Genomic DNA, 11,945 nt, shown 5'->3' with positions numbered 1-11,945 from the left:
ATCCCAAGTTTAACTATTTTTGATTGGGTTATTAAAGGTTCTATTGCAGTTTTAATTTTTAGCTTAATTGAACTAAATGAACTCACAATTGTTACAATTACAACTATAATGTGGTTATTAAATTTCGTGCTTCCTGCCTTATTAGGAAGTATCTTTGTCCTGAATTTTAAATTGATAGACAACGAATGATTTATATTTCAATTTTCATATCAATCATCTATTTTATATTAATTATAACTTTAATCTTTGGTTTTGATAACATTGAAGATATTCAAAATAAAAATACTGCACCTAAAAACACCTTTTCAATTGTAATTCCATTCAGAAATGAAGCTCATAATTTACCTTCATTATTAAATTCACTCTCAGCCATTAAATACCCAGTTAATTTATTTGAAATATTGCTAATAAATGATGAATCTAATGATGATTATAAGCAAATTATTGAAGATTTTGTGCGTCAAAACCCAAATATGGATTTCTCTTTAATTCATTCTATAAAAAGCACAAAATCACCAAAAAAAGACGCTATTACTTTGGCTATAAAACAGTCGAAATTTGAGTGGATTGTTACCACTGATGCCGATTGTAATGTTCCAACTCTTTGGCTACAACTATTTAACCAACACATTGAAGAAAAACAGCCTTTACTTATATGTGCACCCGTAAAATTTAAAGCACAAAACTCTTTTCTTTATCACTTTCAAAATTTGAATTTTACCAGTTTAATTGGAAGTACAATTGGCGGTTTTGGATTAAAAAAACCATTTATGTGTAATGGAGCCAATTTGTGCTATAAAAAAGAAACTTTTTTTGAAGTTAAAGGATTTGAAGGAAATTCAATGATAGCCAGTGGTGATGATGTTTTTTTATTGGAAAAAATAAATTCAGCATTCCCAAATAAAACTTGTTACTTAAAATCTAAAGAAGCTATTGTGCTAACAAACTCAGAAAATAGTTTGAATTCTTTTTTTAATCAACAAATTAGATGGGCATCTAAATCTACTGCTTATAAAAGTAATTTTTCAAAATTTATAGGGCTTACAGTTTTTACAATGAATTTTGTATTAATTATGGGAATAATTGCCACAATTTTAAATCCAATATTATGGAAATACTTGTTTGTTATTTTTGTTCAAAAATTAGTTTCTGATTTTATTTTAATTTCAAAAACTGCTACTTTCCTGAGTAATCAACACCCACTAAAACACTATACAGTTACTAGCTTAGTATATCCTTTTTTTATAGTTTTTACAGCATTTTTTTTACTGTTCAAAAACTACGAGTGGAAAGGTAGAAATTTCAGAAAATAAATTATTCTTTTACTCCAAAAAAACTAGTTATCAAACCTTCAGCATTCATCCATAAATATAAAATAACAGCTAAAAAAAGAACCAAAATTAGACCTCTTTTATAATTTGGTTTTTTACGCTTTTTAAATCGTTGTTGTTCCATAATATCCCTTTTAATAAATTTATTTTTTTCCTCTTAACATTTCACGCTTTCCAGGTGGGCCAGCCAATCTTTCAACAATAAACCCAACCGACTGCATTGCTCTTCTTACACTTCCTTTGGCACTGTAAGTTACTAAAATTCCATCTTTTTTCAATGCTAAATACATTAATTTAAAAATAGCTTCTGTCCATAATTCAGGTTGAACTTGCGCTCCAAAAGCATCAAAATAAATTAAATTAAAAGCATTCTTATCATTAATCTCACTAAAAAACTGCTTGCGTTTTGTTAAAGAAAAGCTATCTGAAATCTTCTTTTTTATTTCCCATTCTTGCTGATGCATTTTTACAAAAGCACCGCTAAACTCTATAGCATCTAACTCTGAAACATAATTTAATTTTCTAATTTCTTCTGAGACAACAGGATATGCTTCAATTCCAACATAATCAACTGTTAAATTTAATTTCTGAGCTTCTAAAAATGTGATAAAACTATTTAATCCTGTGCCAAAACCAATTTCTAAAATTGAAATTTCTTTATCAGAAAAAAGTGACAAACCACTGTTAATAAACACATGTTTTGCTTCTTGTATGGCTCCATGAACCGAATGATAATGCTCTTCCAATTTGGGTAAATAAATGGTTGAAGAACCATCTTCAGTAATAATTATTTTTCTTTCCAAGTTTAGAATTTAAATTTCTTAACCAAAAATAGGCACAAAACAGTGATTTTCAGTAAAATTAAACTTATTTTTTGATGCTGATTTTTACAAAAAAACAAAATAAATAGCCTAATTTCTGTTAATTCTGCAATTTTATTTTATCACAATTATCTTTATCAATATTTTTAATCAAATATATTAAAAATAAGGCATGAGCCTTCAAAAAATTAAAATTAAAAACTAAAAAAAAATACCTAATTTTACTCAAATTAAATTTAGATTAACTATGGCTTTACATATAGAAAAAATTGAAAAATCGAAAATTTCAAATGTTGATTTTAGCAACTTAAAATTTGGTCAAATTTTTACTGACCATATGTTTGAATGTGATTTTGAAAATGGCGAATGGGGAACTCCAAGAATTAGACCATATCAACCACTTTTATTTGATCCTTCTGCAAAAGTATTTCACTACGGACAAGCGGTTTTTGAAGGAATGAAAGCCTATAAAGATGATAATGATGATTTATGGTTATTTAGACCCGACGAAAACCAAAAACGTATAAACATATCTGCTGAAAGACTAGATATGCCTGCATTTCCAAAAGATTATTTCTTTGAAGGTTTAACTACTTTATTAAAAATGGATAAAGATTGGGTAAAAAAAGGAGCCGATAGTGCCCTTTATATTAGACCTTTTATTATTGCTACAGAAAATTGCGTTTCAGCATCTTCATCAAATAAGTACAAGTTCATGATTATTTGCTCACCTGTTCAATCCTATTATTCAGGAGAAGTAAGAGTAGTTTTTGCAGATAAATATAGTAGATCGGCAGACGGTGGAGTTGGATTTGCAAAAGCAGCCGGTAACTATGCAGGTTCTTTTTATCCAACAAAATTAGCAAATCAAGAAGGCTTTCAACAAGTTGTTTGGACAGATGCTAACAAACACGAATTCTTAGAAGAGGCTGGTGTTATGAATGTATTTTTTAGAGTAAATGATACATTACTAACTGCACCAACCAGTGAACGTATTTTAGATGGTGTTACTCGTAAAAGTATCATTCAATTCGCAGAAGACAAAGGTATTAAAGTTGAAGTTAGACCAGTTAGAGTAACAGAAATAGTTGAAGCTGCTCGTAAAGGAGAATTATTGGAAATGTTTGGAGCTGGAACCGCTGCAGTAATAAGCCCTATTAGTGGTTTTTCAAATAAAGGTGAAAGTTTTGAATTACCTAAAGTTGAAAATAGTTATGCTTCTTTTATAAAAAAGGGAATTACAGATATTCAAAAAAACATAGCTGAAGACAAATTTGGCTGGAGAGTTAAAGTTCAATAAATCAAAATGTTTTGATTAATACTTTAAATTTTTATACATTGCAATAGCTAAAACAATCGGATTTTTATCCGATTGTTTGGCATATTATTTGGTCTTAATACCATAAATAACACATATGACTACACTTGAAAAAGCTAAAATAAATCTACAAAAAAATGGATTTTTAGATATAGAACCACCTAAAAGCATTGATTTTATTAAAGAAATAAAAAAGTTACGAAAAAAGAAAAATGCCATTATTTTAGCCCATTATTATCAAGAAGATGCTATTCAAGATATTGCTGATTTTGTTGGAGATAGTTTAGCCTTAGCTCAAAAAGCAGCAACTACAGATGCTGATATTATTGTTTTTGCAGGTGTACACTTTATGGCAGAAACAGCTAAAATACTAAATCCTTCAAAAAAAGTATTGCTTCCAGATTTAAAAGCTGGTTGTTCCTTAGCTGATTCATGTCCGCCAGCTGATTTTGCTGCTTTCAAGAAAAAACATCCAAATCATTTAGTGGTTTCATACGTGAATACTTCCGCAGAAATTAAAGCATTAACAGATATTGTTTGCACCTCATCAAATGCTGAAAAAATTATAAACTCTATACCAAAAGATCAACCTATAATTTTTGCACCCGATAGAAATTTAGGAGCATGGTTAATTAAAAAAACGGGAAGAGATATGCTACTTTGGGATGGTGCTTGCATGGTTCATGAAGCTTTTTCAATTGAAAAAATATTAAAGTTATACGCTGAAAATCCTGATGCCGTAATTATTGCACATCCTGAATCTGAAGCACATTTATTAAAAGTTGCCAAATATGTTGGCTCAACTTCAGGTTTATTAAATTATGTAAAAACAAGTACAGCTAAAACATTTATTGTTGCTACTGAAGTTGGTATTTTACACAAAATGAAGCAAGAATCTCCCGGTAAAATACTAATTCCTGCTCCGGTAGAAGATGATAATTGTAATTGCAGCGAGTGTTTTTATATGAAAATGAATACCATGAAAAAATTGTATTTGTGTTTAAAACATGAGCTTCCAGAAGTTAATGTTGAAGCTGAATTAAGTAAAAAAGCATTGGTTTCAATTGAAAGAATGCTAGAACTTTCTAAATAATACTATTTTTAAATGAATGCTGAAAAAAAAATACACCAAACAGATTTTTTAATAATTGGTTCTGGAATTGCTGGTTTATCTTTTGCATTAAAAACAGCTACTTATTTTAAAGATGCAACCATAACTATTGTTACCAAAAATGAAAAGAACGAGTGTAATACTAAGTATGCTCAAGGAGGAATTTCAACAGTATGGAATAAAACAGTAGATTCTTTTGAACAACATATACAAGATACATTAATTGCGGGAGATGGTATTTGTGATGAAGATGTGGTAAAAATGGTAGTTGAGGATGCTCCAATTCGATTACAAGAATTAATTGATTGGGGAACAAATTTTGATAAAAATAAGGATGGAAATTATTCCTTAGGTAGAGAAGGTGGGCATTCGCAAGATAGAGTTTTACATCATAAAGATATTACTGGTGCTGAAATTGAAAGAGCACTTATTGAACAAATTGAGAAAGCTAAAAATATTACTTTTTTAACCTACCACTACGCTATTGATTTAATAACAGAGCATCAAGTCACAAAAAAAAGAATTACTAGAAAAGAAAAAACAACTTGCTTTGGAGCTTATGTTTTGGATGAGAAAAAAAATAAAGTAAAAACCTTTTCGGCTAAAGTTACTATGTTGGCAACTGGTGGAAACGGACAAGTTTATAACACAACTACCAACCCAATTATTGCAACAGGTGATGGTATTGCAATGGCATATAGAGCAAAAGCTGAAATTTCTGATGTTGAGTTTATCCAATTTCATCCTACTGCTTTGTTCAATCCTGGTGAATATCCTGCATTTTTAATATCAGAAGCTGTGCGTGGTGAAGGTGCTATTTTAAGAGACTATAATGGCATCCGTTTTATGAAGAAATATGACGATCGCGAAGAATTAGCTTCACGAGATATTGTTGCTAGAGCTATTGATAATGAACTTAAAAAAAGCGGAACACCTAATGTTTATTTAGATTGCACACACCTTGATTATGATTCTTTTAAAAAACATTTTCCAAATATTACCGAAAAATGTTTAACATTGGGAATTGATATTCGTAAAGATTATATTCCTGTTTGTCCTGCCCAACATTATATTTGTGGCGGTGTAAACATTAACAAAAAAGCTAAGACTTCTATTAAAAATTTATATGCAAGCGGTGAAGTTACGCGTTCTGGATTACATGGAGCAAATAGATTAGCTTCAAATTCATTATTAGAAGGAATTGTTTTTTCACATAATGCTTTTGAAAATTTAACAAAACGATTTCACAAAATTAAATTTCCTGTTAATGTTCCAGAATGGAATGATAGTGGCGTTGTAAAAAATATGGAGAAAATTTTAATTACTCATGACAGAAATGAAGTAAAAACCATTATGAGTAATTATGTAGGTATTGTACGCTCAAATGAACGAATTTTACGTGCTGAAAAAAGATTACTTAATTTATATGAAGATAATAAACGGTTATATGACCATTCTGAACTTTCAACCGATTTATGTGAATTAAGAAATTTAATAACTACGGCATATTTAATTACCCAATTTTCAAAAAATAGAAAAGAAAATAAAGGTGGTTTTTATAACCTTGATTTAATAAAAAAGGAGCTTTAAAAGCTCCTTTTTTATTGTATTTCTCTATAAATTTACCAAATTTTAACTCTATCTTCAGGCTTCAAATACATTTCATCTCCTTCAACTATATTAAATGCTGTGTAAAAAGCATCAACATTTTGTAAAGGCATATACGCTCTATACATTCCTGGTGAATGTGGATCTGTTTTAATTAAATTTTTCATTGCATCATCTCTCATTTTAGTTCTCCAAATTGTTCCCCAAGACATATAAAAACGTTGTTCGGCATTAAACCCATCAATATCTTCTGGTCTACCATTCTTTTTATAAAAAATTTGCAATCCATCATAAGCTGCATTAACACCTCCTAAATCTCCAATGTTTTCACCAAGCGTAAATTCACCATTTAAATTAACACCTTCTAAAGCTTCTACAGCACTGTATTGATCTACTAATTTTTTCCCCAACACAGCAAACTTTTCTGAATCTTCATCAGTCCACCAATTTTTCAAATTACCATCAGCATCAAATCTTGCTCCTGAATCATCAAAACAATGAGAAACTTCATGTCCAATTACAGCCCCAATTCCTCCATAATTTACAGCTTCATCAGCTTGGTAATTATAAAATGGAGGTTGTAAAATTGCTGCTGGAAAAACAATTTCATTATTTACTGGGTTAAAATAAGCATTTACAATTTGTGGTGCCATTCCCCATTCAGATCTATCAACAGGCTTCCCTAATTTACGAATGTTTTCTTCAAATCCCCATTTAGAAATATTTACTGAATTTTGGAAATATGAGCCACCATCTTTTAATCCTTTTACATCTAAAGAAGCATAATCTTTCCATTTATCTGGATATGCAATTTTAACCGTCATTTTGGTTAATTTTTCCAATGCTTTTAGCTTGGTGTCAGCACTCATCCATTCTAATGCATTTATTCTTTTTTCCATTCCAAGCATTACATTCGCAATCATTTCTTCTGCTTTTGCTTTTGCTTCTGGCGGAAATTTCTTATCAACATACAATTTACCTAAAGCTTCTCCAATTGCACCATTTAGAGACCCTAAAGCTCTTTCATCTCTTGGTCTTTGTTGTTTTGCTCCTTGTAATTCTTTACTGTAAAATTCCCAATTAGCAACATCAAGTTCATTATTTAACATCCCTGCCGCCCTATCAATTGCAGTCCAACGTAAATATAATTTTACATCATCAATTGAACTTGATGTTAAAATTTTCTCAACCGCCACCATATAGTTCGGTTGCATTACAATAACTCTATCTAAATTATTTATTCCAATTCCTTTAAAATAAGTTCCCCAATTAATTGAAGGTGTAATCTCTGAAAGTTCAGCAATTGTTTTTGGATTGTACAATTTTCTAGTATCTCTAGATTCTTCTTTTGTAAATCGTGGCTCCGCTAAATCATATTCGTATTGAAATACTTTATCTGCATTTTCTAGGGCAACCTCTTCTGAGTCTCCAAAAAATTGCAACATTCTTGCAATATGAGCAATGTATTTTGTACGTTTCTCTTTTGTATCATCATCCTGATCAACATAATAGTCACGTGATAATCCAAGACCTGCAGGTGAAACATATCCTGCATTCATTTTGCTATCTTTTAAATCGTTAAAAACTGAAAAATCAAAAAAACCAGCTCCTCCATAAGGTGCCATTTCTATTAATAAAGTTTGTAAATCTGCAATATTAGTTATCGCATCAATTTTCGCTAAAAATGGTTTAACAGGCTCAATTCCTTGTGCTTCTCTTGCCACAGTATCCATAATAGTTTCATAAAAATTTACAGCTTTCTTTTGATCAGACTCTAAGGTTAAATTTCCCTCAGCATCTTTTAACTTAGGGAAATTATCCTGAGCTATTGCTTCATTTAAGATGGTTAGAACATCTGCATCTGTTTTTTTTCTTAATTCATTAAACGCTCCCCAAGAAGTTCTATCAGCTGGTATTTCGGTTTTATCTAACCAAGTCCCATTTACATATCTAAAGAAATCGTCCGATGGTTTAACAGAATTATCCATATTTTCAACTATAATTCCTGGAATTCTTTCTTCTGCTTGCTTCTCGCTTTTACAAGAAATCAACATAGATAATGCAACTATTGAAGAATAGAGCATCGTTTTTTTAATTGTACTTTTCATATTTTTATTTGGTTAATTAATTTTGTTTATTAGAAAATTCTAATATTTTATAAAAATAACACATTTTTGAATTTAATATACCTTAAAAATATGTTAAGATTTCTCATTTAAAATTTCTGAAATATTGGGTTTAAAATAATTAGGCCCTTTTAAAACTTTACCATCTTCTCTATAAATTGGTTTCCCATCAGCCCCTAATTTACTCATATTACTACGTTGTATTTCATTAAATATTTCTTCAATTTTATATTGCATTCCGTGCTCTAAAATAGTACCACACAATATATATAACATATCTCCAAGAGCATCTGCAACTTCAACAATATCATTATTTTTTGCTGCCTCTAAATATTCTTCATTTTCTTCAGCCATTAAATCAAAACGCAATTGAATTTTGGAAGCTGGAATATAAGTAGTTGGTTGTTTTTGATAACCTAATTCAAAAACTTCCATAAATTCTTGTACTGCTTTTAATTTATTTGTCATTTTAATATTTTAGTTAATTAAATCTATAAAAATTTATATAGTAATGATGATGGAATAACTTTTAAAAGTAGTGCAACCAACCTCCAACGTTTTGTTATATGTGCTTTTTTCTTTTTCATTTTTATGGCTGAATATATTTGTTTGGTTGCTTTTTCGGTTGTTGACATCCAAAATGTTTTCCCAATGGCCATTGAAGTATCAACAAATCCTGGCTGAATATCTGTAACCACAATTTTTGCTTTACTCCTTTTCCCTTTCAACCAAAGCGATTCTAAATAATTTGCTTGAAATGCTTTTGAAGCAAAATAAGCTGGTACATGTCTATTTCCACGAATGGAAGCTATTGATGAAATACCAACCAAATGCCCATATCCTTGTTTCCTAAAAAAATTATACGCTAATCCATAAATTTTAGTAGCTGCTATAATATTAGTTTGTAATGTTGGCAATTCTTTTTCCCACTCTAATTTATAATTTGGATCTCCAACACCTGAACTATAAACAATTAAATCAATAGTTTTTAACTCCTTCTTTAGTTCCAGAAAAAGCGTTTCACAAGAATCTAAATTAGTAACATCATGTACTTTTACAATGTATTTTTCTGGATTGGTTTCTTTAATTTCTTGCAGTAATTTTTCTCTTCTTCCAGTGATAACAACATTATAATTACCCACTACTAATAATTTTGCTAATTCCTTTCCTATTCCTGAAGTTGCTCCTATAATTAATGCGTTTTTCATGTGTTAATATTTATTATTTATTATAGCCACATGCTTTTCGCTATTAATGATTCCATTGGGTAAAAAAAGTTTAACATGCTCGTTTAATAAATTATTCTTATTTCATCCTAAAAATTATGTATTTTTGATGTTAAATATACACATTTATATGTTTAGCAAAGGACAACTAATTTTTGCCGTACTTTTTGTAGTTGCATTTACTATTTCAATGATTTGGAGTTACAGGAAGGATATAAAAATTCATAGAAAATATTATAAAAATACGTTTATTGTAATAATCGCAATTTTCTTAGTAATTGCAATTTTCACATTAATCACCTTCTCATTACATTAAAAAAAGTCCGTTCCAAATAAATGAAACGGACTTTAACAACTTAAAATATCTTTACTAATTTACATCAGGTAACGTAGTGTAGCGTTTTGCATAATCCAACATTTGTTCTGAAAAACTAGTTGGCTGTGAAATTTTTACATCTGTAATATTTCCTTCTGCATCTGTTTCTGGAACTAAAACCGGGTTCACAAATCCGCTATAAGGAGCTGATTTAAATTTACTGTTACGAGCTAAAACTTCTTTATGAATTGCTTGATCTACTTTTACACCATAAGTTTGAACTAAAGCTTTTCCTGCTTCAAAATCTCCTTCTGATTTTATTCTTTGTATTTCGCGTAGCAACTCACCAAACAACACTCTTAATTTTGCGTAATCTCTAATTACAAAATATGTTTTATTGTCTCTTACAACTTTTTCAATTACATTTTCTGCTTTACCTTTTTCAAAAGCCCAATCTGCAACTAATTGTCTATTTCTCATATGCGCTTCTTCAATATCATCCCCTAAATTTAAACGTACAAGTTGAACCATTAATCCATTTCTAATATAACCGTCATATGCAGCTTTTCCAATTCCCACTGCATTTGGTGAAATTCCCATCTCCACTAACTTTTCAGAAGGCAAATAATACAATCCTACTAAATCTGCACGTGCTTCTTCTAAAGTTGAAGAGTAATTTTTTAAGGTTTCTTTTGGTTGTCCTATACCCGGATTTATTTGTCCGCTTGCATGACCAATAACTTCGTGTAAAGAAGTGTGTAATTTATCTGCTAACTGCCCATATTCAATTTCAGCTTCAATTTCAGCTTCATCAAAAGCAAACTCTTTTAATTTATCTGTACCACCCGCATTGTTATAAGTATCAATTATATTTCCTAATGACACAGATTTTGAACCATGATGTTGACGAATCCAGTTATTATTTGGTAAATTAACCCCAATTGGTGTTGAAGGAGATGAATCTCCAGACTCAGAAGCTACATTAACAGTTTTGTAGGAAACACCTACAACATTTTTCTTTTTATGCTCAGGAAATAATGTTGAATTATCTTCAAACCATTGTGCATTTTCAGATACAACAGCCATTTTTTTAGACATATCAAAATCTTTAATCTGAACTACAGCTTCAAATGAACCTCTAAATGCTTTTGGGTCATTATAAACTTCAATAAAACCATGAATATAATCAATATCTCCATCAGTACTTGTTGCCCAAGCAATATTGTAATTATCCCAAGTTTCTAAATCTCCTGTTTTGTAGTATTCAATTAATAATTTTAAGGCTTCCGCTTGTTTTTCATTCTCAGCAACTGTAACGGCTTTATCTAACCAAGACACCATTTTCTCAATAGATTCACCATACATTCCACCAACTTTCCAAACTTTTTCTTCTAAAGTTCCATCATCATTTTTTACTAATTTTGAATTTAAACCATACTCAATTGGAGTCTCATCAGTTCTGTCAATTCTTGCAGCATAAAATTTATCTACATCATCTGCCGTAACATTAGGAGCGTAAAAATTAATGGCAGATCCATTAATTAATCCTTTATCTTCATCTAAGTTTACTTTTTTAGCATCAGCATCATTAAAAATAACATCGTATGCTTCTCCCGTTAACTCTGTAGCAGTTTCACTTAATAAAGTATCAAAATATTCTTTAGAAAATTCAGGAATAAATTTATCATTTGAATAATGATGGTGAATACCGTTAGAAAACCAAATACGTTTCAAATATGTTTCAAAATTTTTCCAATCTTCAGTAGTTTTATCTCCTTCATAATTTTGATAAACATTTTCTAAAGCACGTCTAATTTTTAAGTTATAGCGATAGTTTTGATCGTACATAATATCACGACCCGCCATACCTGCTTGTGATAAATAATAAACTAATTGTTTTTGTTTTAATGAAAGCTCATCAAAACCAGGAATTTGGTATCGCAATACCTTAATGTCAGCAAATTGTTCAACAACATACTCAAATTCAGTTGCTTTCTCTTTTTTTGTATTTTCTTCAGTTTTATTATTTCCACAAGAAAACAATAGTACTGCAGTAAACAGCATTGGTAAAAAATATTTTATTTTCAT

Annotated in this window: 10 protein-coding genes and 1 pseudogene; 5 read left to right on the top strand and 6 right to left on the bottom strand. The window is 29.9% G+C overall.

Annotated features, from left to right (window positions below; genetic code table 11):
- Both ABY863_RS05585 and ABY863_RS05580 read left to right on the top strand, forming a co-directional pair.
- Window positions 1–189 (top strand): annotated as a pseudogene (locus ABY863_RS05585) (hypothetical protein); the annotation flags it as partial.
- A complete protein-coding gene (locus tag ABY863_RS05580; RefSeq protein ID WP_372793280.1) occupies window positions 186–1,313 on the top strand; it encodes a glycosyltransferase in 1,128 nt (375 codons plus the stop codon). The pseudogene ABY863_RS05585 and the gene ABY863_RS05580, both read left to right, overlap by 4 nt.
- Window position 1,314: 1 nt before the next feature.
- On the opposite strand, the gene ABY863_RS05575 is transcribed toward ABY863_RS05580, so the two are convergent.
- Complete coding sequence (locus tag ABY863_RS05575) at window positions 1,315–1,455, bottom strand: hypothetical protein (RefSeq protein ID WP_372793279.1); 141 nt, start codon at window positions 1,453–1,455, stop codon at window positions 1,315–1,317.
- Between the two features lie 19 nt (window positions 1,456–1,474).
- On the bottom strand, window positions 1,475–2,134 hold the full coding sequence (mnmD, locus tag ABY863_RS05570) for a tRNA (5-methylaminomethyl-2-thiouridine)(34)-methyltransferase MnmD (protein ID WP_372793278.1): 660 nt from the start codon (window positions 2,132–2,134) through the stop codon (window positions 1,475–1,477).
- Window positions 2,135–2,399: 265 nt separating this feature from the next.
- Here mnmD and ABY863_RS05565 point away from each other — a divergent pair, with 265 nt between their 5' ends.
- From ABY863_RS05565 to nadB, 3 genes are all read left to right on the top strand, one after another.
- Window positions 2,400–3,452 carry a branched-chain amino acid aminotransferase gene (locus ABY863_RS05565; RefSeq protein ID WP_372793277.1) on the top strand — a complete coding sequence of 351 codons (1,053 nt, stop codon included), beginning with the start codon at window positions 2,400–2,402 and terminating at the stop codon, window positions 3,450–3,452.
- Between the two features lie 115 nt (window positions 3,453–3,567).
- Complete coding sequence (nadA, locus tag ABY863_RS05560) at window positions 3,568–4,563, top strand: quinolinate synthase NadA (RefSeq protein ID WP_372793276.1); 996 nt, start codon at window positions 3,568–3,570, stop codon at window positions 4,561–4,563.
- Between the two features lie 12 nt (window positions 4,564–4,575).
- On the top strand, window positions 4,576–6,171 hold the full coding sequence (gene nadB, locus ABY863_RS05555) for an L-aspartate oxidase (protein WP_372793275.1): 1,596 nt from the start codon (window positions 4,576–4,578) through the stop codon (window positions 6,169–6,171).
- 32 nt (window positions 6,172–6,203) lie between these two features.
- Here the strand turns inward: nadB and ABY863_RS05550 are convergent, their stop codons facing one another.
- The 4 genes from ABY863_RS05550 to ABY863_RS05535 all read right to left on the bottom strand — a co-directional run bounded on the left by ABY863_RS05550 (window position 6,204) and on the right by ABY863_RS05535 (window position 11,945).
- Window positions 6,204–8,297, bottom strand: a complete 2,094-nt coding sequence (locus ABY863_RS05550; protein ID WP_372793274.1) for a M13 family metallopeptidase — start codon at window positions 8,295–8,297, stop codon at window positions 6,204–6,206.
- Window positions 8,298–8,390: 93 nt separating this feature from the next.
- Complete coding sequence (locus ABY863_RS05545) at window positions 8,391–8,783, bottom strand: hypothetical protein (RefSeq protein WP_372793273.1); 393 nt, start codon at window positions 8,781–8,783, stop codon at window positions 8,391–8,393.
- 23 nt (window positions 8,784–8,806) lie between these two features.
- Window positions 8,807–9,523, bottom strand: coding sequence for an SDR family NAD(P)-dependent oxidoreductase (locus ABY863_RS05540; RefSeq protein WP_372793272.1), 717 nt, complete (start codon window positions 9,521–9,523; stop codon window positions 8,807–8,809).
- A gap of 388 nt (window positions 9,524–9,911) precedes the next feature.
- Window positions 9,912–11,945 carry a dihydrofolate reductase gene (locus ABY863_RS05535; protein WP_372793271.1) on the bottom strand — a complete coding sequence of 678 codons (2,034 nt, stop codon included), beginning with the start codon at window positions 11,943–11,945 and terminating at the stop codon, window positions 9,912–9,914.

It is taken from the genome of Lutibacter sp., assembly GCF_041562875.1.
Lineage (GTDB): Bacteria > Bacteroidota > Bacteroidia > Flavobacteriales > Flavobacteriaceae > Lutibacter.
Note: the sequence above shows the minus strand (reverse complement) of the source record. Positions and strands in the feature narration are given on the sequence as shown.

Coding starts and splice junctions, on each gene's coding strand:
- ABY863_RS05580 (WP_372793280.1), top strand. CDS start 186: ATGATTTATATTTCAATTTTCATATCAATCATCTATTTTATATTAATT.
- ABY863_RS05575 (WP_372793279.1), bottom strand. CDS start 1,455: ATGGAACAACAACGATTTAAAAAGCGTAAAAAACCAAATTATAAAAGA.
- ABY863_RS05565 (WP_372793277.1), top strand. CDS start 2,400: ATGGCTTTACATATAGAAAAAATTGAAAAATCGAAAATTTCAAATGTT.
- nadA (WP_372793276.1), top strand. CDS start 3,568: ATGACTACACTTGAAAAAGCTAAAATAAATCTACAAAAAAATGGATTT.
- nadB (WP_372793275.1), top strand. CDS start 4,576: ATGAATGCTGAAAAAAAAATACACCAAACAGATTTTTTAATAATTGGT.
- ABY863_RS05550 (WP_372793274.1), bottom strand. CDS start 8,297: ATGAAAAGTACAATTAAAAAAACGATGCTCTATTCTTCAATAGTTGCA.
- ABY863_RS05545 (WP_372793273.1), bottom strand. CDS start 8,783: ATGACAAATAAATTAAAAGCAGTACAAGAATTTATGGAAGTTTTTGAA.
- ABY863_RS05540 (WP_372793272.1), bottom strand. CDS start 9,523: ATGAAAAACGCATTAATTATAGGAGCAACTTCAGGAATAGGAAAGGAA.
- ABY863_RS05535 (WP_372793271.1), bottom strand. CDS start 11,945: ATGAAAATAAAATATTTTTTACCAATGCTGTTTACTGCAGTACTATTG.